This is a genomic window from Spirosoma horti, from assembly GCF_054776595.1.
Genome location: NZ_BAAHBQ010000001.1, coordinates 497212 through 521001 on the forward strand (window position 1 = coordinate 497212; position 23790 = coordinate 521001).

Genomic DNA, 23790 nt, shown 5'->3' on the forward strand with positions numbered 1-23790 from the left:
ACCAACCACGAACCACAAACTGTAAATCACAAACCACCACTACAAATCGAATCATGCTGGCACTCCCCATTTTTCTTGCTCTGGCATCCGGCTTTGTCGTCGTTGGTGTGTATACGGAACGTAAGGTTTCGGCTTTCATGCAGGACCGGCTTGGACCGATGGAGACGGGCAAATGGGGAATGCTTCAACTCTTTGCCGACCTGCTCAAACTTCTCCAGAAAGAAGACATTGTTCCGGCCGCAGCCGACCGACGGCTGTTTCTGCTGGCACCGGCCATCATTTTCGCGTCGGTGTTTGCTGGCTTTGCCGTACTGCCCCTCTCGCCCGATTTACAGGGATCGGGAGCCGCCGTTGGCGTCTTCTACCTGATGGCCATCGTTTCGTTCGATGTCGTGGGCATTTTAATGGCGGGCTGGGGCTCCAACAACAAATACTCACTGTTCGGGGCCATGCGGTCGGTGGCGCAGATCATTTCCTACGAAATCCCGCTGGGGCTGACGATCCTGTGTGTGGTCATGATTTGCCAGACGCTCGATTTGCAGGAAATTAGTTTTCAGCAGGGCATTTTTTCAGCCGGCAAAAACTACCTGTTCGGGTTGAAAGGGCTGGGCATCGACGTTACCCACTGGGGCGGCATCTTCGCCTGGAATATCGTCCGGAATCCGTTCCTGCTCGTTGCCTACATCATCTTCTTCATTTGCACCCTAGCCGAAAGCAACCGGGCTCCCTTCGATTTACCGGAAGGCGAGTCGGAAATAGTGGCTGGTTTTCATACTGAGTACTCGGGGATGCGGTTTGCCCTACTCTATCTGTCTGAGTACGCCATGATGCTGCTGGTTTCGTTTCTGGGTGCGGTGTTGTTTCTGGGCAGTTGGAACACGCCCCTCCCCAATCTCGGTCCCGTTCGGCTGGCCGACTGGACAAGTGGCGACCCTGGTACGATCTGGGGCAATTTGACAGGTGGATTCTGGCTCCTGTCGAAAGTATTTTTTGCCGTTTTAGTACAGATGTGGGTTCGCTGGACGTTTCCCCGCGTTCGGGTCGATCAGATGATGTTTCTGTGCTGGAAAGTGCTAACCCCCGTTGGCCTGATTTTAGTATTACTCTCGGGAATTTGGCGGCTGCTTATGGTTTAAGATCGAAACAGGCTTGGCGCATTTAAAAGCCTCGTTGTACCTTTGCGGCCTTTTATAGTTTTACATGTCCATTCTCACACCCAATCCAACCAGCGACCTGATTTGGCAGGCAGCCTGGCAATCGAAGACGTTTCGCTGGAAATTTAGTCTAGGGCTTGTGGCCACCATCGCGCTGCTGTTTACGTTTCCTGGTTTCTTCCAAACCATTGAGAGCCATTCGGGACCCGTCTTGAACGATTGGGTACTGAACCAGCTTCCCCCAACCGATGTCTCGCTGGGCATCTTTCTGACCATCTGGGCAACGGCCCTGCTGCTGGTTATTCGGGCCCGGTTCAGCCCGGCAGTGTTCATGATGTTTATTTATGGCTACATCATCGTCAGTCTGTCGCGGATGCTCAGCATCAACCTCGTCCCCCTTGATCCGCCCGTTGGCCTGATTCCGCTCATCGACCCGATCAGTAATGCCTTTTACGGCAAGACCTATATCACCAAAGACCTATTTTATTCGGGCCATACGTCCTCTATTTTTCTGATGTTTTTATGCCTGCGCCGGTGGTGGGACCGACTTTTTGCGCTCATCGGGTCCATCGTGGTCGGCTGTTTATTGCTGGTGCAGCATGTTCATTACACGGTCGACGTGCTGGGTGCGTTTGCCTTTACGTATCCGCTTTACTGGCTGGGCAAGCAGTTTGCGCTCTCGGGCTGGGACAATGTGGAAAAACGACAGAATTAAAAGGCTTCGCCTAATTGAAAATACAGGCCATTCGACAGTCCCTGTCCTACGCCCCAGCCGTAGTCGATACGCAGGTTCAAGCGTTCTTTGCGGTTAAGGGCGAGTCGAACTCCCCCGCCATACGAATACTTAAGCTCTTCGAAATTAAGGTTTCGAAGCCGATTTCCTACGTTGCCGACCCCCGCAAATCCGACCGCTCCTAGTCGCCAGAACAACGGAACGCGGTATTCTGCCTGAACCACCACCTGATTTTTACTGCGGTAGCGCCCGTCATAAAAACCCCGCATACTATTGGAACCCCCAAAGCTGGCCAGGCTACGCAAGGGAACGTCACCCGAGTTAAAAAATCCATACGCCTGGATAGCCAGGACCTGTTGCTGGTAAATCCGGAGAAAACGCCGGAAGTCGATAACGTAATTGGTGTATTGGAAGTTGGAACCAAAGGCGGGCGAAAAATGGTTAAAAAATACCTGCAAAAACCCACCCTTATCGGGGGCAAACGCATTGTTTCGTGAATCGTATGTTAGGCTTAACCCTGCTCCCGAAATGTGATATGGATCACGACCGGTTACGTGTAACTGGTCGAACAGACCGCCTGGCAGGTAGTCGACTTCCAGCAACCGTTGGTATTCGTAGACGACACCCAGAAAGACACGATCCCGAAGTTTGCGCTGAAAATGCAGGTAAACGTAATATTGCCGGAACGCATAGGCTTCTTCCTGGCTGTTGGGGGCAAATTTCCCCAGGCCCCAGAATTTATCGGGAAAATCGCTGTACGACAATTGATAATTCAGGATGATCCGTTCGCCAGGGAAATAGGTCGTGCCATTGATAGCGGCAATGAACTGTTTCCGTAACGAGTATAAGGCCAGCGCTTGTGTATTCGACGTGCGCGTAAGGGTATCATGCCGGTTGAACCGGAATGTAAACGAACCGGCCAGTCCTAACGACCAGTCTGTTTCGATCGAGCGGGCTACTAAGGGTAGAATTAGGGTATTTCTGGTTTTTAAGAGCTGGTTAGGTATGGGTTCTTGAGGGACTGGAATACTATCTGACTGGGCTAGTAAAGTACTAAATCCACCCATTAAAATGCTGATTAACAGCAAAAATGACCTTTTATCACGTAAAATATGCACAGCAACCGGAATGACCGTTAATTAAAGTCACATTAATTAAATTGCGCCAAAGTAATCCTAAAATTGTAAATTTCGTAGATTTGAGCCTTTAATAAACAGTGAAACTTGCGCCCGTCGGTTAGCGTGCGGTCGCCGGTAGGCATCAACGACGGAACCTCCGAATTGTAAACCACCGATATGAGCAAATTAAACTTGCCGCCCTTTACGCTGGGCGAAACCATTACCCCCGAACAACGCCAGTTTTTCAACAAAAATGGCGTTATCGTATTTCGCAATTTTATCCATCCGGAAACAGTCAAATTATTCATCAGTGAAGTTGAACGCATTGAAAAAGAGTGGCTGGCCGAAGGTCGTGACAAAGTCAACGGTGTACCGTTGAAATTCGGTCAGAATGAGTCCGGAGACCCAATGATTCAGCGGATGTGTTTCCTGTCGCAACACAGCACGGCCCTCCATGAATTTTTGCAGGATCCCCGCCTTCAGGCTGTCGTCGATCTGCTTCAGCCTTATGAAGGACGCATTGCCGAAATCGAGAAAGACGGGCTTATCATGAACCATTACATCCGTACGCCCAACAGCAAATTTTCGCAGATGGGCTGGCATACGGATAGCCCACGCGACATTTTCCTCGGACAGCGCATCATGCCGATGCTCAATGTGGGCATTCACCTCAACCCAACGCCCTACGAAAATGGCGGTCTGCGGGTTATTCCGGGCACCCACAAACAGGGCATTTTCAAGATGTTGTTCCGCAAAAAATACTTTGTGGACAATGACCCTGACAAACACGAAATTGGCTTCGATATCAATGCCGGTGATTTATCCGTGCATGATGGTCGGCTTTGGCACCGGGCGCAGCAGTCTCCCTTCGTGGGCGAAGCCAGCCGTCGGCGGGTTATGTACGTACCGGTCGTTACGGGTAAATACATGCCGAAAAACGCCAACAGCAAAACCCCATTCTACCACCGGTTTATCTCGAAAGTAAATATTTAAACCCGTCGTACGTGACTAAGTCGCAGGGAGTAAATGGCCGACGCAAACGCAACACGCGCCCGTTAGCCACTTACTCCCTGCGACTTGTTCATTTACCACTATATTCTGACACATCATGGCCTACGCCTTAATCACTGGAGCCAGCAAGGGTATTGGCCTGGCCATTGCCAAAGAGCTGGCCCGTCGAAAGTTCGATCTGTTGCTGGTCGCCCGTTCAGAATCATTGCTGGCGGAGGTTGCCAGTCAGCTGACAAACGACCACGGCGTTAAAACAGACTTTCTGGCCGTTGATCTGGCCCAGCCGGGTGCCGCCCAGCAGGTTGTTGACTGGTGCAGCAGGAAGCAATATTCGATTCGGATGCTGGTCAATAACGCGGGATACGGCCTGAGCGGTCCGTTTGAGAAACATTCGCTGGACGAGCATACCAACATGATGGCGGTTAATATGACCGCCTTAGTCGAGCTAACGTACCTCTTCCTGCCCCAGCTTCGCCAAAAGCCTAAAGCGTACATTCTGAATATAGGTAGTTCGGCCGCCTATCAGGCGGTGCCGGGACTGAGTTTGTATGCAGCTTCCAAGTCGTTCGTCCTTCAATTCAGCCGTGGATTGCACCAGGAGTTAAGACGCTCAACGGTTTCTGTCACCTGCGTATGTCCCGGCTCTACGGATACAAACTTTGTTGATCGGGCACAAATTGGCGCTAAAGGACGGAAAGCCGCCGAAAAAGTAAACATGACCCCTGCCGAAGTGGCCCGGCAAGCGGTGGAAGCCACCCTGGCCGGTAAGACGGAACTGGTAACAGGATTGCTCAACAAAGCCGGAAAATTAATGGCCTGGCTGCTGCCAAAAGGCCTGGTTGAACAAACCGCTGGCAGCATTTACGATTAGCCCATCCGGTCATCTATCAATAAGCAGGACGGCCCGGCAAGTGCGCAGAGGCCGTTCTGTTATTGGCTGGCAAATTGTATTCCGCCAACAAATGGCACTTTATTTGCACTACAGCCGTTGTACACATATAACTTTACAAAGACGTTGGATGCTGGACCCATTTTAGTACCCTATTCCATTGCCTACCGACGTCCAACCAACACATGCAATTTTCCGATTTATCATTGATTGATCCTATCCTAAAGGCCCTCGCCGAAGAAGGATACACCAACCCCACCCCCATTCAGGAAAAAGCCATACCGATTTTGTTAAGCCGCCGGGATCTCCTGGGCTGCGCACAAACCGGAACGGGTAAAACGGCCGCCTTCGCCATTCCAATCCTGCAATTGCTGAACGAAGAACGCAGCAAAAGTACGGGTGGCCCACGGCGCATCAAGACGCTCATCCTGACGCCAACCCGTGAATTAGCCATTCAGATCGCCGAAAGCTTTACGGCCTATGGTCGTTATTTAAATCTGCGTAGTACGGTAATTTTCGGTGGTGTTTCGCAACACGCCCAGGTAAATACGTTGAAAGCCGGTGTAGATGTGCTCATCGCTACACCCGGTCGTCTGCTCGACCTGATGAACCAGGGCTTTGTCTCGCTCCGGGATGTGCAGTTCTTTGTTCTGGATGAAGCCGACCGGATGCTCGACATGGGCTTCATTCACGACGTCAAGAAAGTCATCACCAAATTACCGTCAAATCGGCAATCGTTGTTCTTCTCGGCAACCATGCCGGTTGATGTAGCCAAACTTGCCGATACGATTTTAAACAATCCGGCTAAAGTTGAAGTGACACCCGTTTCCTCAACAGCCGACACCATTGAGCAGGCCATGTATTTTGTCGGGAAAGATGACAAGCGTAAACTGCTCGTCCATATTCTTGACGATAAGAATATCAAATCGGCCCTTGTTTTCGCCCGGACCAAGCATGGTGCTGACAAAGTGGTTAAAGATCTGTTGAAAGCAGGTATCGGTGCCGAAGCCATTCACGGTAACAAGTCGCAGAATGCCCGCCAGCGTGCCCTGTCCAACTTCAAGAGTCGGGAGACGCGCGTACTGGTGGCCACGGATATTGCGGCCCGCGGTATTGACGTCGACGAATTGTCGCACGTGATCAACTACGAGTTGCCAAATATTCCCGAAACCTATGTTCACCGCATTGGTCGGACAGGCCGGGCGGGGCATGATGGGATTGCGCTATCGTTCTGCGATGCGGAAGAAACGGAATTTCTGCGCGACATCCATAAACTGATTGGTAAACGCGTTCCGGTTATCGATAACCACCCATACGTCCTCAATATATCCGAGTCAACCATTTCGCCAGCTCCTGCCCGTCAGGGACAAGGTGGTCGCAACGATAATCGCCGGGGCGGTGGTCGTCCGGGAAACAACAACGGACGCTCAGCCAGCTCATCGAACAACGGTGGCGGCCAGTCCCGTAACCAGAATCCGCGCCCCCGGTCTGAAAGCCAGGGTAGCAGTTCGTCTGCTCCGCGAGAAACAGAAAGCAACCGGCCTAGCCGCCCTGCCAGTCGTCCACAGACACAAAGCCGGGGTACTGGCAACAGCCGGTTCAGTAATTCAAGCTCTGACAAGAATTATTAGGCCTGTTAAACAGCCTATCACAACGTGGCAGATAATCGAAGGTAACCCTCGATCATCTGCCACGTTTGCTTTTATAGCTTACAACGTATAGTAATATCGCCCCTCATTTTTGCTTTTGGTGTAGATTTGTCAGACTACTCCTTAAGCTCCATGATACGCGTACTTGTTGCCCTCTTCGTTTTTGCGGTACTAGCCGTTGGCTGGTCTCGCTTTCACCAGAATACGACGGATACCAAACCCAACGATTACACAAACTGGGGCGAATACCTGGGCGGCCCTGACCGAAGCCATTACTCGGCCCTGACCCAGATTACCCCGGATAACGTCAAGAACCTGACCGTAGCCTGGACGTATGCCGCGCCTGACAGCGGGCAGATTCAGGCCAATCCAATTATTATCGATGGTGTGCTGTATGGGGTAACGCCTACCGTACAGGCCTTTGCCCTTGATGCCGCTACGGGCAAAGAAATCTGGAAATTCGGGACACCAGACAAGCAATCATTAAGCACCAGCCGGGGTGTTACCTATTGGCAGTCGGCCAAACAAGCGGGTAAGGGCGAACCGGAAAGCCGAATTCTGTATACTGTGGGCTCTTCCCTCTACGCGCTGGATGCTAAAACGGGAAAGCCCATTCCGAGCTTTGGGCAGAACGGCCACATCGATCTGCACGAGGGGCTGGGCGAGCAGGCAAAGGATAAATTCGTTATTTCCAATACGCCCGGCACCATTTTCGAAGATCTGATTATTATGCCCGTCCGCCTTTCGGAAGGAGCCGATGCCGCACCGGGCCATATACGGGCGTTCAATGTCCGCACGGGCAAACTGGCCTGGACGTTTCATACTATTCCTCAGCCCGGTGAATATGGGTACGATACCTGGCCGAAGGAAACGTATAAGAACACGGATGTTGGCGGTGCTAATAACTGGTCGGGTATGGCGGTTGACCGGCCTCGGGGCATTCTTTATGTACCGACCGGTTCGGCCGCTTTCGATTTCTATGGCGGCAATCGCAAAGGGCAAAACCTGTTTGCTAACTGCTTGCTGGCGCTGGACGCCCGCACCGGCAAACGGCTCTGGCACTTTCAGGCCGTTCACCACGACATTTGGGACCGTGATTTCCCGGCGCCACCCAACCTCCTGACCGTCACCAGCAAGGGGCCCGACGGTCGGCCTCGGCGGGTTGATGCGGTGGCTCAGGTTACTAAATCGGGCTTTGTTTTTGTATTCGACCGCGTTACGGGTAAGCCGCTTTTCCCCATCAAGGAAACACCCATGCCCAAATCCGATGTGCCCGGCGAAGAAACCTGGCCTACTCAGCCTATACCTACACGTCCGGCTCCGTTTGCCCGTCAGAATTTTGGCGAAGCTGACCTGAATCCCTATTCTACCGAGCGGGACTCCTTATTAGCTCAATATCGACGCAGTGACCGGGGCACTTTTCAACCCCTTAGTCGGCGGGGCGCTTTCATCTATCCCGGTCTGGATGGCGGAGCCGAATGGGGTGGTGCCGCCACCGATCCCAATGGCATTATGTATGTGAATGCCAATGAAGCCGCCTGGCTGATCGCCCTGAATTTGGCTCCAAAGCAGGATGAACTGGCTCATCTTACGCTGGGCAATCGCCTGTATACCACGACCTGCTCCAGTTGCCACGGAGCCGAACGAAAGGGCAATGCCACGAGCGGCTACCCATCGCTGGTCAACATCGGGCAGCGACGGGATCGGGCCTACGTAACACAGATTATCGGACATGGGAAAGGCATGATGCCGGGCTTTACCCAATTGTCAGCCGCCGAAAAGCAGGCTCTGGTGGGCTTTCTCTTTGATGACGAAAAGATAGAAGCCGTTGGCAAGGTGACCAAAGGCAGCAAGACGCCGTATGTGCCCTACAAAATTTCGGGCTACACCAAATTCCTGGATAGCAAAGGGTTATCCGGCATTTCGCCACCCTGGGGCACGCTCAACGCCATCGACCTGAATACGGGTGAATACCTTTGGAAAATTCCCCTGGGCGAAGAGCCCGAACTGGCCGCTAAAGGCATCCATAACACGGGCGTTGAAAACTACGGCGGCCCGGTGGTAACGGCGGGTGGCCTGTTGTTTATTGGGGCTACGAAAGACGGGAAATTCAGGGCATTTGATAAAAAGACCGGCCAGATCCTTTGGGAAACGACTTTGCCAGCCGCCGGATTTGCCACACCAGCCACCTATCAGGTGGGGAACAAACAGTATGTTGTCATTGCCTGTGGCGGAGGGAAGCTAGGGCAAAAGAAAGGCAACCAGTACGTAGCGTTTGCATTGCCATAAATAGCACCAGAATGTCAAATGGGTGCCTTTATTTAAAATGCAAGATACCGGAGCAGCCGCGTTAGCGGTCGGATGTTTGTAGAAAGTCCCTATGGGACTACCTCGTGACGTGAATTAACCTTAACTCATTAAACGTTTAGCTTTAGCAGCATGAAGACATTCTTCTATTTTGGTATCGTCGGGTTGCTCCTGTTCGAAATAGCCAACGTTTATTTTATCATGCCGATGCCGGGTAGTCAACGCATGAACAGCCTCGATCTGGCTTATTTCCTCTATTCGTGGCGGTGGGTATTCCGGGTTGTTTTCGGCTTATTAATCCTGGCAGGTGCCATGTCGGCAATCAGGCAGTCGAGGTGGGGTGTACTGATCGCGCTGGTGCTTGTCGCTGGTGTTGGCTACGCGTTTAATTTTCGAATGGCGGCCGACCATATGTTTTATCAACCCACCTCGTTAGAACTCCAGCCAGCGAGTCAAAATGCCGTTAAACCAGATCGGGAAATTCTGGGGATCGAGGTAAACGGACAGGCAAAGGCGTATCCCATTCAATTTATTGGGTACCATCATCAGGTGCTGGATACGATCAACGGGCAGCCGATTATGGTTACCTATTGCACCGTTTGCCGTACCGGACGCGTATTTCGGCCCCTTATCAAGGGAACCCCAGCAACGTTTCGACTCGTCGGTATGGACCATTTCAATGCGATGTTTGAAGATGCGGCTACGGGAAGCTGGTGGCGCCAGGCCAATGGCGAAGCCATTGCCGGGACGCTCAAAGGCGACACGTTGCCCGAACTATTCAGCGAGCAGATGACCCTGAAACAATGGATGTCCCTGCATCCGAATAGCCTCGTTATGCAGCCCGATACGACCTTTTCAGAGCGTTACACAAAAATGGATACTTACGAGCGCGGCAAAGGCAGCAGTGACCTTACCCGGATGGATAGTCTGTCGTGGCATGACAAATCGTGGGTAGTGGGATTGAGCGTTGGCAAGCACAGCAAAGCCTACGACTGGAACCGTCTGAAACGGGAACGCCTGATTCAGGATACACTCGCCGATCGGCCGGTATTACTTGTGCTGGCGAATGACAATCGCTCTTTTTTCGCCTATGAACGCCCGGCTCCTTCCAGCCGCTTTGTGCTGCGGCATGATACGCTTAGCGATGGAAAACAAGCCTATGCGTTAAGTGGCCGCTCGTTGAATACCGGCCCTGGACTCGCCCGGCTAGCTACCCATCAGGAGTTCTGGCATAGTTGGCAAACCTTCCATCCAGCTACCGGACGATACTAATTTCAAACCTACAGGGTCATAAAGCGCTTGTACACCTATCATGTACACCCGTTGACCCGATGATCCTCCGTTATTTACTTTTCTTTCTTTTTCTTTCGGGTACCAGTTTTGGGCAACAATACCGGATCATAGACCGCAACGCCATTGGCTGGTATGTCTACAATGGCGATCATAAACTGAGCAAACGCTGGGAATTACACACTGAATACCAATGGCGACGGGTGGAACTGATTCAGTCCTGGCAACAGTCGCTGGCGCGAATTGGAGCAGGGTATAAACTAACCGATCAGGTGAAGCTGTCGGGCGGATACACCTTTTTCACTACGTACCCATATGGCGACTACCCCGTTGCCGATGCGGGCGTTCCGACCATCGAAAACCGGACGCATCAGGACATTCAACTCAGTGCGACAACGGGTATCGTTAAACTCAGCCACCGCTTCCGACTCGAACAGCGGTGGCTCGGCACGGGAGCTGACTCAAATCCGCGCCACATCGAAAGCTGGGAATACCAGAACCGGGCTCGCTACCAGATTTCGGGAACCATTCCGCTTCAGGGAACTACCATCGACGATGGCGAATGGTACGCTAATTTCTTCGATGAGTTGTTTATTGGCTTCGGCCGAAATGTCGAGCAAAACGTCTTTAACCAAAATCGGATTTCAGGTGGTTTGGGGTATCAGTTTCGGGATGCGTTCAAAGTTGAGTTGAATTACCTCAACCAGATTTCGCAGCATCCTGAACTGGAGCCCATCACTCAGAAACCCGTCTTCGAAATCAACAACGGCTTCCGGCTCAACGTGAAATACGACCTGGATTTCAGCAAAAAGTGAGTCGACAAAAGTTGACTCATTTAGCCGCCACGTCGAACACCAGTTTATCGGTCGTTTTAGGCGTTAACACGCTGAAATTAATCCGGTAAATCGTGTCGCCCCATTTTGTAATAATTCCTTTATCTTCGGGTGCGTCCAGCTTTACTTTCTCCACAGTTGGTTGCATTTGTTTTGGGTCATAACGGACGACGAAGTCTTTCGTTTGCCCATCTTTAGGGGCATAATGAATGATCAACTCGCCCGGTTTCCCAACTTCGGCGGGGTAGCAGGTCATCAGGTGCTGCGTCAGGGAAGTGGCCTGTTTCAGGTTGACGACATCCTGAATGTGAACGCCTTTCCCCCGATTTAGCCGGATGGTTCGCATCCAGCTCGATACACCAGCTTCTTTCGGGTACGCGTGGGCAATGTCGACCGCAAATTGAGTGGATGAGTTGTCCGTTTTGTACGAGACATTCCGGGCGTCGAAGGCCTTACCCGCTGGCTGATTCACGCCATTGATTGTTGGCAGGTTATGGTAATCCGAGCAATTGTACCAGATATCATACCGCTTATTGCTGAACGTTTTAGCCGTATAAGTACCCCGGCCCACGTCGATCAGCAAAGGCTGTCCGTTGTAATACACGACATAAGTACCCACGTCGTTGTGGTTATGGCTTTCATCATTGTGCCCCCCTTTGGCGGCTATGTAAAAACCGTTGGTTGTTCCAGCCTGATCGCGGGCGGCAACTACCTGCAGATCGGGAAGCCAGACGTTTTTGGGTAGTGGTAACCCCTGTTCGGCTTTGTTGAACTCATTCTGCATAAACAGAGCGTAGAAGTGCCGGAAGTAATGGAATTTCCCAATTTCACCCGTTTCGGGCTTCCGATAAAAAGCCCCGAATTTCATCATATCGGGGTCCTTGATCGCTTTGCCATAGCGGTAAATCATGGTTGCGGCCATACCGGGTTGCGGATCGGCATCGGCAAAATTCAGAAAATACCGCTCGCTGATTTGGGCGCGGTAAATAAACCGGCCCATATTTCTGAATTTCTCATCCGCATATACGTATTGAAACGCGTCATTGCTGGCCGTATTGAGCATGGCGATGTTGTCGTACAACGAAGCCGCTGCCGCGCCCCAATAGCTCGGTCCCTCGTCGCAGCCCCCATCCTGCGGGTACGGATTCAGAAACTCGTCCAGCACATCCAGAATCTTGTATACCGAAGCGGTTCGTTTATCGTCGTCTTTCTCCAGGAGCAGGACGGCATTTAACCAGTTCGAGCAAATCCACGGATTCCAGTTGTTGGGGGCACGACCGGCCGCCGTTTTGGTCATCCAGCCGTGTGGTTTGGTCATAAGCGGTTGAAAAATCCGGTTGTTGGTTTCGGTATAGATCCGCTTTCGAATTTGCGGAGACACTGCGTCCAGCTTATCGCCCAGGTAATAATCGACCCAGGCCAGATAGGTAGCCGTTTCGGCCGCAAACAGATCGACGAAGGGGCGGGACACGTCCATCAGGCCCGCGTATTCTTTCGATTTTGGCAAATGCGCCGGGACGCCCCAGAAAGATTCTTCACAAATAGACCAGACACCGTCAATGATCGGATCGACAAACCGGCCTTTGTTTTCATAGATTTCAGCCAGCAACAGCGTTCCCAGCACCTCCCGTTTCTCGTAACTGATGGCCTGGTACTGCTCCCGGTCGCCCGTGCGCTCGATCAGCAACGATTTGGTTGCCGGTATGTAGGGCCATTTATAATCCAGATACGATTCAGCCTTTTTCAGATACGCCTTCATCATAGCTTGGTCCGCGTTGGCCCAGCCTGCCCGGTCATCGCGCCGGGGAAACGGCGTCCACTTTGCCTGCGAAGTTAACACATTTTTCAAGGCCTCCTGGGAGAATTTTCCACTCAGCAATTCCTGCTGCTGGGCGTAGGCCTGCCAACTTACTAGCACCGCGACTACGCAGACAAAAAAGCGTTTCATAAACTTGCGAATTGAGAGGGGTCTATACAAAACTACAGCAGCGGGCATCTTCTGATTTAACCAGTAAGAGGCCCGCTGCCATGCAGTCCGTTAAGTAGCGTTGGCTGGCAGCGTCTCGGCGGTGCTTACCAGCCGGGGTTCTGCTTGAGTGCCGGATTGAGCGCTATTTCGTTGATGGGTAATGGCCAGAGATAGTCCTTGTTCGGATCGAATTTCCGGAAACTGGCCGCCTGTACCAGAATGTAATTATCCGCCGTGAGGTTAACCGCCGTGGTAGTGCCGTATTCCGTTTTAAAGTAGTAATTACCCAAAACTGGTTTAGGCAGTTCGATTTCGGCGGTTTTCCATCGAATCAAATCCCAATACCGGAAGCTCTCCTGCGCCAGTTCAACCCGACGCTCCCGTCGAATTTCGTCCCGCATGTTCAGCCCGTTGGCGGTTGCAAACGTATTGGACAATTTTGCCACGCCACCCCGCGCCCGGAGTCGATTGATTGTCAGGTCAAGGTCCGCGTCACTGATGGTGCCGTTCAACTCATACGTTGCCTCGGCGTAGGTAAGCAACACTTCAGCATAGCGCAGCAGCACCCGGTCGATGAGCGATGCCTGGGTGACCCAATCGTCCATGTTCGAATATTTTCGGAAGACCAATCCTGTTTTGTTGAAAACCAGCGGAGCAATATCGAAGACGAGTTTCGTGCCAATCCAGGCATCACCCAGCTTAAAAAACGTATCGGACATGCGCGTGTCTCGGTCTTTGAACACGTCCGTCGATTTCGTCGGAGCCACATACAACGGCGACTTGGTAATGGGCAGTCCATCTTTCATCAGGTAGGAATCGGCCAGGCTCTTGGTGGGGTTCATGTTTCCGGTTTCGAGTGAAGACCGGAAATAGCTGTGCGTCGAAACGCGGTCTGAGGTGGATACCCCGTACTGACGCACGATGATATTTTCCTGATTTTGCCGCCCTTCACCCGCCATCTGAAACAGATCGAAGTAGCTCCCACTAAACAGATTATGCTGCTTGCTGTCCATAACCGCCTTAGCGGCATCTACGGCCAGCTTCAGATGTTTAGCAGGCTCGCCATAGCTGTGGTATTTCGAGCGAGTCCCTTCAAACAGAGCCACCCGTGCCTTAAACGCCAGAGCGGCTGTATTACTGATCCGGCCATAGTCAGCAGAACCCAGAGCCGTTGGTGTGGGTAGTTTCTGCGCGGCAATATCGAGATCCTGATAGATCTGGTCGAAAATCTGAGCCCTGGGCGCAGCCGGAGCCTGCAATTCGGGCGATGTATCGACCAGCGTTTTTAGAATCAACGGCACATCGCCGTATTTCTGAACCAGCGAATAATAGCCCCAGGCCCGAAAAAAACGGGCTTCCGCTGCATACCGGTCAATAATTGTGGCCGATGTAGTCGCCGATGCCCGGGTCGATTTCTCGATGATATTATTGGCGGCCCGAATAAGTGCATAAGGTGTGTTGTAATCCCCAGATGTGCTGGGAGCCAGCCTTGACCCATCGCTGATATTATTGGTAGCCAAACCAGTCGCATCATCCGACCAGACATCGTCGGTATTAAAGACGGGTAAAAATGTGTATAAGTAATTGGCTGCCGTTTTTAAATCGGATTCCGAACGCCAGAAGGTTTCGTCGCTTACGGATGTTTCGGGCAGACGATCGACCTCGCAGGAAGGCAAACCGGCCAGGATAGCCAGTGCGAGTATAGAAGGTTTTAAGATTGATTTCATGGTAAATCAGGTTTAGCCAGGTGATGCCGTTACTTAAAAAGATACGTTGAGGCCCACCGAGGCTGTCGAGAAATAAGGGTAGTCGTTGTCAACACCATCGCGGGATTCAGGATCGAAGTACCCCTGAAATTTGCCCAGCCCGGAAATGGTAAACAGATCCTGTCCCGAGAAAAAGAAACGCGCCCGCGAGATGCCTATTTTCTGGGTCAGCGTACTTGGTAGCGTATAGCCGAACTGAATATTTTTCAGCCGCATGTAGCTCGCATTCAGTACCCATTTATCGGATGATACGTAGTTGTGCGTGGCCCCCACATACGGCCGTGGGTACAGGGCGTTGGTATTCTCGGGCGTCCAGTAGTCATTGTGAATAGCCAGCGCCTGTTTCCAGGTAACCAGGAGTGGCGCGATGGATTCGGTGTTTGGCCGGTAATTCCGTTTGCCCACCCCTTGCAGGAAGATCGTCATGTCGAAGCCCTTCCACTGAGCCCCCAGCGTGAACCCGAAGAGGTAACGGGGCTGGGTCGTTCCCAGCAGCAGCAGATCGCCGTGGTTGGCCACGGTTCCCTGCCCGATCGTCAGTTTATTATCTCCATCCTGATCGATGTATTTTATGTCACCAGCGCCCGTGCGGCTATCCTGAAAAGCCGCAGCCTTTACCTCGTCGGCCGTCTGGAAATACCCCGCCGTTTGGTACCCCCAGATTGTATTGATCGGGAAGCCCTCGATCAGGTTATTTGTGCCCGCGTTGACCACGGTCCGTCCGGAGTAGCTGATTAGCCGGTTCTGGTTGTCCGACAGGTTAGCTGAAACTGAATAGGTAAAATCTTTGCCAATCCGGTCGCGGTACCGGAGTTCAGCTTCCCATCCCCATGATTTCAACTCACCACTGTTCTTACGCGGGGTGCCAATGCCAATCGTAGCAGGTAACTGCTGGGGCGTCAGCATATTCCGGTTGAACTTCACATAATAATCCCCATTGAACTGCAGGCGGTTTTGCAAAAAAGCCATGTCAATGCCGCCATCGGTGGTTTCAATGGTTTCCCAGGACAGGCTGGCCGACGGTATGGAATTCTGGTAGATATAGGAAGTACGGGCATCCCCCAGCACTAAACTGGCCGATTTGGTCAGCTGGCTCAGGTAATCATAATACCCAAGACCACTACCAAGCGCTCCGCCCAGTCGGCCCCACGATCCTCGCAGTTTGAACTCCGAGAAGAACGGAAGCACTTTGGCAAACCAGGGCTCCCTGGTCATGTTCCAGCCTGCTGATGCCGACGGAAACACTTTGGTACGCAGGCCCGGTGCCAGCTTCGAGCTTTCGTCCTGCCGAACGGTCGCTTCAAACAAGTATTTGTCAGCGTAATTGTAATTGAACCGACCGAAGACCGACTGGTAGGCGTAGGTTTGAATAACCTCCCCGTTCACCTTGGTTCTGTCGTCGCCAAGGTTCAGCGTGGGCAGGTCATTACTGACCAGGCTGAGTGCTCTTGAGGAGTCGGCCTGAAAGCGGTAATCTTCCCACTGGTAGCCGACGAAAAAGCCAAAGTTGTGTTTATCGCCCACTTTAACGTCATAGTTAGCCAGAAACTGAAGGTTCGTATTCTTCGTCAGTTCATTGGTGAGCTGGTACGAATTGGGCTGATTGAGGTAGCTGAGCACTCTGGATTTACCCCATAATGGAACAGTCCGGTTAAAAATAGCCCGGTTGCCCAGCCGATATTGCGTTCCTGCCACGGCCCGTAAGGTAAGCCCCTTCACAAAGTTGGCCGCCTGGAGTGTGAACACCCCATCGAAGAAATTCCGGTCGTAGTTGTTGTACCCACCCGATTCAAGCGATGCGTAGGCTGTTGCAGCCGAACCCGCACCGTTGTAGCGGCCCTCCGGCGTAAAGAAAGGCGTTCGGGTACGCAATCGGTTAATCTGGTAAATCAATCCGCTCCCACTCGCATCCACCGCTGAACTCCTGGTTTTATCGAGGGTATACGACAGGCGTGTATCGAGCGAAATATGTTTCGTCAGTTGAGCCCCCAGATTGACCCGGAGATTATAACGCTTGTAATTATCGGGGCCCACCTTAAATAATCCCTGCTTGTCGTAGTAGCCACCCGAAATCAAAAAGTTGAGTTTATCCGTGCCACCCCGCGCCGTCAGGTTGTGGGTTTGCATCATGGTATTCTTTTTCAGAATCTGATCCGACAGCGACTGCTGATTGTAATACAAATACGAACCCGTGTCGGCCGGATTAATGACATACGGAACACCATCCCGGATTCGCTGTAAATCTTCATCCGTGTATTCGGCACCACTACCCGAATTTTTTCGGGCCAGATTAGCGAAATTAGCCTCTTCCAGAAGACTCATCCGGCCTGGTGTATTAATCGACCAGTCGGTACCAAACTGCGCCAGGTAATCAAATACCACTTTGCCTGCTTTCCCTTTTTTGGTTGTCACTAAAATGACCCCGCCAGCCGCCTGGGCGCCATAAATAGCGGCTGCCGCAGCATCCTTCAACACACTGATGCTCTCTACATCGTTGGGGTTAAGGGTTTGCAATGTTGTGATTGGCGCACTAACGCCATCCAGAATAACAAGCGGATTGACATTGCCGTTGGCCGACGTGACCCCCCGAATCTGGATGGCCATGCTCTCGCGGCCGGGCTGGCCACTGGCACGGGTAATATTTAACCCAGGCGTTACCCCCTGTAAGGCGTTTGCCAGATTGCTCACGGGCCGATTTTCAATGGCCTTCGACTCAATGGTGGAAACGGCACCAGTCAGGTTCACCTTTTTCTGAGTACCGTAACCAACCACCACCACCTCTTCGAGCGATTTATCGTCGTTCTGCAGCTGAACATCGATGACGGAGCGATTATTGACCGCAATCTCCTGTCGCGTATAGCCTACGAAACTGATAATCAGCACCGCTTTTCCATCGGGAACCGTAAGTTTAAACTGCCCGTTGGCATCCGTTGTCGTTCCGCGTGTGGTTCCTTTAAGCACGACACTCACGCCAGGGAGAACGTCTCCTTTTTCATCGGTGATTTTACCCGAAATGGGTTGATCAGCGGCACGGGCAAAGGCGGAGAAGCCCACGCCCACTTGTAATACGAAGAGACAACACAGCGCTGCTCTCCAGAAAAGATACATATTTTGCATAGTCATGTGAGTTGGTAATTGAGTCTTCTTTTTCTATAGATACACATATTGTAAAGGACATGTCCGTGCCTGTCATCTGCCGTTGCTAAGGTTTCTCTTTAATAATTTATCCTTTAGATCAGCTGGTTCCCACGGACATTTATGCATAGAGTTCTATTTTAACCGGCTTTACTTATATAAATAAGGGCTTTTTTACGCAACCGTTCCCGCAAGCGCTTGCGGGAACGGTTGCGTAAAAAAATTCATTAAAATGCCTTAAGAATCTTAATGGCTCCTTGATAGGGCGGCTCGCCCAATTGATGGCGCTCCACTCAGGGTATACAAGCGAATAGGGTACAACCTTACAGCCATACCCTATTCAAGAAAATTCGTCTGCCGTTTAGCGAGTGTTCAATGGGGCCACTGGTGCAGTGGTGGCACCACGGGTTTGCGCTGGCTGGCCGATGACCCGGGCGTCAGCGTTACGCTGATGGCCGTTTTCGCATTGGCAGGCAACTTTACCTCAAACCCAACCAGAATTGTTCCGGGATTGGGGGCGTCGTAGGCCTGCTCTGGATCGGTTGGCCAGGTTTTCATTTCCACCATAGCTGGTTCCATTACCTGGAGGGTGAGTGTTTTCCCATCTTTTGTCAGTTCCGCTTTGTTGGGGCCGGTCAGCTTAACGGAGGCTGCGCTCAGCATTGTCCAGCGTATGGTTGTTTCAGCGGGTAGTGTTTCAAGTTCATCCCGAACCACCACGTACCCTTTATTCATAATGGCCACACCCCGGTTCGCTTTCGTCACCAATCCGTTATAGACACTGGTCAGATCGAAGGTGGCATTCATAAACATGGGCGTGTTGGAATGAGCCGTCAGCGGAGCCATGCCATCCACCCGTTGCCGTTCGTTATTCACCGTCAGGGTATTATGAACGAGGTTGGTATAGCGCTTCACCTGCCAGCGCTGCGAATTTTGCCGCATGTTCCATAAATCTACCCCTTTTGACTCCAGCGATTCATAACTCTGCATCCCAAAATCCATTGCCCAGCGGACGCCATCCGCTTCCATCACAAACGACCCGACGTCCATATGAGCGTGGCTTGTTGACGGACTTCCGCCTTTTACGCCAACATAGATCGCCGATGGATCGGACCAGGACGTACGCATGAGGGCCACGGGCGTTTTACCTCCCCCTACCCACATGGTGGACCTGGGCGCGGTTAGCTGACTTAATTTCGCACGATTGCTCCAGACCAGGATAGCCGGTAAGATACGGTCTTTGATGGGTGGTTTGGCCGTAGCCGACAGCAACCGGCTACGTTCAACCCATAACAAAGAGGGATCGTTTGCTTTTTGGGCAAACCAAAACATCGCGGGTTGCACCTCTCCCTCCAGGCCTGAATCGGAATAGTTATAGGCATTCCCCGATGGCCCGGTCATATTTTCCAGATAACCCGCCGTTTTCAAAAAGCCGGGTTGTTGCGAAAGGCCGAAATCACGTCCGAACAACTTCTCCAGAGCGCTGATGAACAGCACATTAAAACTTGTTCCATAGCCCCAGTAGCTATAGCCTTCGGGATAAGCTCCATCGGGTTTATATTCCCCCATTGGCAGAGTAATCGACGTTAACGCCCGGTTGATCAGCGCTACGGACTGCTCCGGCTGGTCCTCATACAGGGCTATGGCCCCATAAGTAATGCCAGCATTACACACCTGATTCCAGTTGTTGGTATTTTTCAGCCACCCATTATTTTTGGGGTTCATGGATGGCTCGATGCCTTTTTTCAGAATCGCTTCTTTTATACTCGTCCGGGACTGCTCCGACAGGTCATTGTAGAGCCAGTCGTAGCCAATGGACACGGCCATGGTCATTTCGGCCACATCCAGGAAGTGGGATGGATTCCAGTCTGAAAAGGCCGACACGGCCAGCAATTCGGTTTCAGCGCGCTGACGATATGTTTCCTGGTGCGTCATTCGCCAGGCATACGACAGGTAAAATATCCGGCGAAGCGCTTCTCTGGACTTGTCCAGCAGCCGTCGACCGATCTGGATTCGTTCAAGAGGGGCCGTCGTCAGCATGACATCGCATTCGGCCAGAATAGCCTGATGCAGTTTATCCCAGGTTTTATCGCCGTTGATGGTTTGTTTTATGGATTCTTCTTCACCCTTCAATAACAGTAATCGCGGGTGATCAGGCATTGTCACGGGGCCACTCAGTTGATTAGTTTGCGCCTTCGCAGAAACCTGTAGCCATAGAATCAGGGCAATGATTCGGATAAATGGGCGAAATGGAGTCATGGGTTGTCGGTATCTATTCGAAGCCAAATAAGGCTCAAGCCATGGGCGATTACTCTAGTTGCCATAAAAATGGCCATCCCGCTAAAGCAGGATGGCCGGATCAGGATTGGAAAACGATGGTCAATTGGATCGCTATTTCCCCATGCTTTGCAGGGCTTTCTGCATTTGTTCGGCCACCAGCTGATTCCCCGCGTCGTTGAGGTGTACGCGATCCGTGGTCAAAATACCCTTCTCTTTGTTATCGGGATTATTTTTCAGATTGTACTCCAGAAACGCCTTCCGAAGATCGATCAGCGGTATGTTCTGTCGTTTGGCCAGATCGCGGATCAGTTGGCTGTATTGGTTCAGGTCGCCATCCTGCTGGTTACTGAAGTCCGTTTTTTCGCCAATGGCTGCCGGTGTACACAGCATCACTCTAGCATTGGCCGCCTGAAGCTTCTTGACAACGGCTTCGTAAAATTTCACAAACTTATCGGGGTCGGTACCTGTCCCGTAGGAAGCTTTATGCCACACATCGTTCACCCCTACCCAGACGATCACGACATCGGGCTGTTTGGCCAGCACGTCATCGTCCATACGCAGGAATAAGTCATAGATTTTATTACCCCCAATTCCAGCGCCTATCAGTTCGAACTGCTCGGCGGGAAGCATTTTTTTCAGGCGGTCGATGTAACCGCCGGGATTCACGCCAGCCTGGGTGATGGAATCCCCGAAGAAAACAACTCGGGTCGGTTTGGCAATGGACAGGGCCAGTAGGCCAACGGTGGCGATGAAAAGCAGAGATCGGATCATTGTAGTCATTTCTGTTAAAGTAATAAGCCCGCGTCCATTACTCATTCCCAGATTCACTTCCACCTAACTTATGTTACCAACATTTCCCTTCATCGTCTGATAGACATTTAGATGGTAACTTATTCTTTTCGACTAAGAATAAATCCTAAACCTGGCCAACTAAGTATATTACTAAACTATGAGAGGATTAAATAAAGTAACCCTGATTGGGAGCATAGCTAAAGACGTCGAAATTCAGCAACTGGAAGGTGGTATCAGCGTAGCAAGGTTTTTGCTAACGACCACGGAAACCTTAAACGATAACAAGGGAGGGAAACAGGTAAACATAGAGCAACATACCATTGTCTTACGAAAAGAACTAGCGGAGCTGGCTCATAAATACCTGCAAAAAGGAAGTTTAATTTTTTTGGAAGGTAAACTCAAAACCCATCAGATTGACGACACAGAAGGGCAAACCCGCTACATAACCGAAATTATGGGTGAGCATTTGGTGGTGCTCGATAAGGGGAAGGCTATCTATATGGATGAGTGGAGAACGTATAATTAGCGAACCAACAGCACCCGCCCGCTTCGGACGAAATGTTCCTCCCGGTTGGTCTGATCCACGACACTGTAGTCAACCGTCCAGGCATACATAGCCTCAGAACAGGGTTGGTTGTGATATGTACCATCCCAGCCTATGTCGGCCTGCTGGCTGTAGAAAATCACACTTCCCCAACGGTCATACACCCGAAACGCGTAGGTTGTAAACTGGCCTTCGTGGAAGACGCGGAACTGATCGTTGTAGGCATCCCCATTCGGCGAAAACGCGTCGGGAACATAAATATCACTCAATCGGCAGTTCTGGTGATTCACCTCGACCGTGTCCCGATAGGTACAGCCATTGAGGTTCGTTTCCAGCCAATAGCTGCCGGGTGTTGTAACGCTCAGGGAGGAACTCGTGCTTTGATCCGACCACAAGAAGGATGTACCGGCTGGCCAGGCATTCTGTGTCCCCAACACCTTGGTGATTCCCTGGCAGAGCGCCACATCATCGCCCAGGGAAAAGGGGCTGTCCGGACGTCCGTTCACAACCAGTACGTTCGATACGGCCGAGCATTGGGCACTCCCTATGGCTGATGCATTGATGGACTGGGTATTTCGAAGCCGGTAATAGGTGCGCCCCGCCCGCACTGGATTAATTAGGCACGTTACCTGATTGGCGTTCGGTACGGGTAGCCAGCTTATAGCATCCTGGCTTTGCTGCCACTGGTAAACAGGGTTAACATAGCCAGGAGCCGCGCCAACGGTCAGTTTGAGCTGGGTATCGGCGCAAACGGTCACTTCAGACACCGATGAGCCGGGAAACTGAATGCTCAGGACCGGGTGAATGGGCCGGAAACTGATGTCATCAATAGCCAGATCATTACCACAGCCTCCGAGCCCCTTGTTGATGAGCTTAACAACAATATCATTGCCACTTGTGGGAATAGAGAACTGCATGGACAGGGGCGTCCAGACGGGCGTTGCCGAACGGGAAACGGCCGGCTGAACGACTTCGCTGATCAGCGTACCATCCGGTAGTTCGATCCGCATGGCAATAATTGGATTGCGCAGGCTGTAGTCATCGCAGGCACCCGCCTGCAAAATCCGGTTCAGGTTAAGGGCCCAAAGCGAAAACTCATACACGACACCGGGGCATAGTCCCACCACTTTCTGGCTGTAAAATTCACTGGGCTGATACGACGCGTTGACAACGAACATGTTGCCCCGAACATCGTTGGGCGTATGATCTTCCAGCACAGCATGCCAGGCCTGGCCGTGGCAGCTCCCGGCCACGGTGTCCATAACGCTGTATTCGCCATCGTCGGGACAGCTTTTTGATACATATTTAAAGTTCGTAACGCCTTGCGGCAGTGGACCCTTTGGCCCGCTGCCAAACGTTTCGCAAATGATAGCCCCCTGGCTGCACTGTGCCTGACACACGATGGCTGTTGCTATTACTAACAGAAACAGGCCAAGGGCTATCGCATACTTATTCATTCACCGATGTCTTTGTATCGTGGGGAGCCTGGGCCACAAAGAGGCCGCCCAACCGCCGGAGTTCGGTGCCCACTTTTAGCCACAAGGCTCTGGCATAGCTCCCATTCCCTTCTACCCGAAGCGTCCGGGTACCGGTCCAGACACGGGCCTTTCTCGATTTCACCAGTTTCACCTTGCCGTACTGCAGCATATCGAAACACATCCGGCCATCTTCTCCCCGCACCTTGCGCATGACATACCCAATTTTGAGGGCATATTTACGCTCATAGCCAATACTGATCCCATAAGCGTTCAGGTGGGGGCGTTTCACATGGCGGGCCGTGGCCAGCGTATCTTTCAAGGATTCATGAATCGATAATACCCAGCGCGGAAAGCCCGGTGCGGGAATGAACGAATATCGCCCACAGACACAGATAACCCCCGGTTGCTGCAGAACAGCCATCATTTCATTCAGCCATTCGGGCGGATAAATTCCGTCGGCATCGGCCGTCAGCAGGTATTTACCCCGCGCCTGCTCCAGCCCCATCTGCCGGGCCGGTCCCCATCCCTGTATAGGCTGAAACACCGACCGAACGTGCAGTTTATCCAATGTTTTTTGCATCTGATCGGTCGAGTTGTTATTGACAACCAGAATCTCCATCGGAATGGACGTTTTCAGCTTGGCCAGCGAGGCAATACTGCGTAGAATATTTACCTCTTCATTCCAGGCCGGAATGACAACGCTGACCAGGGGATCGGGATGCAGAAGCGCATCCAGATCCTGATTAATGGCATCGAACGTCGATTGAGGGACGTCGTCGTATGACGTATATGGAAAGTTGAACTGATCAAGCCAGGCAGGCGCATTGAAAATACTCATCGGG

17 protein-coding genes are annotated in these 23790 nt (G+C 51.9%); 9 read left to right on the plus strand and 8 right to left on the minus strand.

All coding sequences use genetic code 11. The annotated features are described in order from the left end of the window. Positions 1-53: 53 nt before the first annotated feature. Together ACYVAM_RS02125 and ACYVAM_RS02130 are read left to right on the plus strand one after the other, a co-directional pair. Positions 54-1136, plus strand: a complete 1083-nt coding sequence (locus tag ACYVAM_RS02125) for a complex I subunit 1/NuoH family protein (RefSeq protein WP_461063437.1) — start codon at positions 54-56, stop codon at positions 1134-1136. A 64-nt stretch (positions 1137-1200) separates the two neighbouring features. Then, positions 1201-1869, plus strand: coding sequence for a phosphatase PAP2-related protein (locus ACYVAM_RS02130; protein WP_461063439.1), 669 nt, complete (start codon positions 1201-1203; stop codon positions 1867-1869). Here the strand turns inward: ACYVAM_RS02130 and ACYVAM_RS02135 are convergent. Further along, positions 1866-2954 carry a BamA/TamA family outer membrane protein gene (locus tag ACYVAM_RS02135; protein WP_461063441.1) on the minus strand — a complete coding sequence of 363 codons (1089 nt, stop codon included), beginning with the start codon at positions 2952-2954 and terminating at the stop codon, positions 1866-1868. The genes ACYVAM_RS02130 and ACYVAM_RS02135 overlap by 4 nt on opposite strands. A gap of 228 nt (positions 2955-3182) precedes the next feature. Between ACYVAM_RS02135 and ACYVAM_RS02140 the strand changes: the two genes are divergently transcribed. The 6 genes from ACYVAM_RS02140 (at position 3183) to ACYVAM_RS02165 (ending at position 10966) form a co-directional block, all read left to right on the plus strand. Next, positions 3183-3998, plus strand: a complete 816-nt coding sequence (locus ACYVAM_RS02140) for a phytanoyl-CoA dioxygenase family protein (protein ID WP_461063443.1) — start codon at positions 3183-3185, stop codon at positions 3996-3998. Between the two features lie 115 nt (positions 3999-4113). Further along, entirely contained in the window at positions 4114-4887 is a 774-nt protein-coding gene (locus ACYVAM_RS02145; protein ID WP_461063445.1) for an SDR family NAD(P)-dependent oxidoreductase, read from the plus strand. A gap of 203 nt (positions 4888-5090) precedes the next feature. Further along, positions 5091-6536, plus strand: coding sequence for a DEAD/DEAH box helicase (locus tag ACYVAM_RS02150; protein WP_461063447.1), 1446 nt, complete (start codon positions 5091-5093; stop codon positions 6534-6536). 150 nt (positions 6537-6686) lie between these two features. Next, positions 6687-8843, plus strand: a complete 2157-nt coding sequence (locus tag ACYVAM_RS02155) for an outer membrane protein assembly factor BamB family protein (RefSeq protein WP_461063449.1) — start codon at positions 6687-6689, stop codon at positions 8841-8843. Between the two features lie 150 nt (positions 8844-8993). Continuing rightward, positions 8994-10133 carry a DUF3179 domain-containing (seleno)protein gene (locus tag ACYVAM_RS02160; RefSeq protein ID WP_461063451.1) on the plus strand — a complete coding sequence of 380 codons (1140 nt, stop codon included), beginning with the start codon at positions 8994-8996 and terminating at the stop codon, positions 10131-10133. A 59-nt stretch (positions 10134-10192) separates the two neighbouring features. Further along, positions 10193-10966, plus strand: coding sequence for a DUF2490 domain-containing protein (locus ACYVAM_RS02165; RefSeq protein WP_461063453.1), 774 nt, complete (start codon positions 10193-10195; stop codon positions 10964-10966). Between the two features lie 16 nt (positions 10967-10982). Here the strand turns inward: ACYVAM_RS02165 and ACYVAM_RS02170 are convergent, their stop codons facing one another. The 5 genes from ACYVAM_RS02170 to ACYVAM_RS02190 form a co-directional block, all read right to left on the minus strand. Continuing rightward, the gene (locus ACYVAM_RS02170) at positions 10983-12932 is read right to left on the minus strand and encodes a heparinase II/III domain-containing protein (protein ID WP_461063455.1); all 1950 of its coding nucleotides are present in this window, start codon (positions 12930-12932) and stop codon (positions 10983-10985) included. Between the two features lie 125 nt (positions 12933-13057). Next, on the minus strand, positions 13058-14680 hold the full coding sequence (locus ACYVAM_RS02175) for a RagB/SusD family nutrient uptake outer membrane protein (RefSeq protein ID WP_461063457.1): 1623 nt from the start codon (positions 14678-14680) through the stop codon (positions 13058-13060). A 33-nt stretch (positions 14681-14713) separates the two neighbouring features. Continuing rightward, complete coding sequence (locus ACYVAM_RS02180; RefSeq protein WP_461063459.1) at positions 14714-17836, minus strand: SusC/RagA family TonB-linked outer membrane protein; 3123 nt, start codon at positions 17834-17836, stop codon at positions 14714-14716. Between the two features lie 390 nt (positions 17837-18226). Further along, on the minus strand, positions 18227-20113 hold the full coding sequence (locus ACYVAM_RS02185) for a heparinase II/III domain-containing protein (RefSeq protein ID WP_461063461.1): 1887 nt from the start codon (positions 20111-20113) through the stop codon (positions 18227-18229). Positions 20114-20245: 132 nt separating this feature from the next. Continuing rightward, positions 20246-20914 carry an SGNH/GDSL hydrolase family protein gene (locus tag ACYVAM_RS02190; RefSeq protein ID WP_461063463.1) on the minus strand — a complete coding sequence of 223 codons (669 nt, stop codon included), beginning with the start codon at positions 20912-20914 and terminating at the stop codon, positions 20246-20248. A gap of 169 nt (positions 20915-21083) precedes the next feature. Here ACYVAM_RS02190 and ACYVAM_RS02195 point away from each other — a divergent pair, with 169 nt between their 5' ends. Beyond that, on the plus strand, positions 21084-21452 hold the full coding sequence (locus ACYVAM_RS02195) for a single-stranded DNA-binding protein (RefSeq protein ID WP_461063465.1): 369 nt from the start codon (positions 21084-21086) through the stop codon (positions 21450-21452). Here the strand turns inward: ACYVAM_RS02195 and ACYVAM_RS02200 are convergent. After that, positions 21449-22927 carry a T9SS type B sorting domain-containing protein gene (locus tag ACYVAM_RS02200; RefSeq protein ID WP_461063467.1) on the minus strand — a complete coding sequence of 493 codons (1479 nt, stop codon included), beginning with the start codon at positions 22925-22927 and terminating at the stop codon, positions 21449-21451. The two genes, ACYVAM_RS02195 and ACYVAM_RS02200, sit on opposite strands and share 4 nt — an antisense overlap. Continuing rightward, on the minus strand, positions 22920-23786 hold the full coding sequence (locus ACYVAM_RS02205) for a glycosyltransferase family 2 protein (RefSeq protein WP_461063469.1): 867 nt from the start codon (positions 23784-23786) through the stop codon (positions 22920-22922). Before ACYVAM_RS02205 ends, ACYVAM_RS02200 begins: the two co-directional genes overlap by 8 nt. Between the last annotated feature and the right edge of the window lie 4 nt (positions 23787-23790).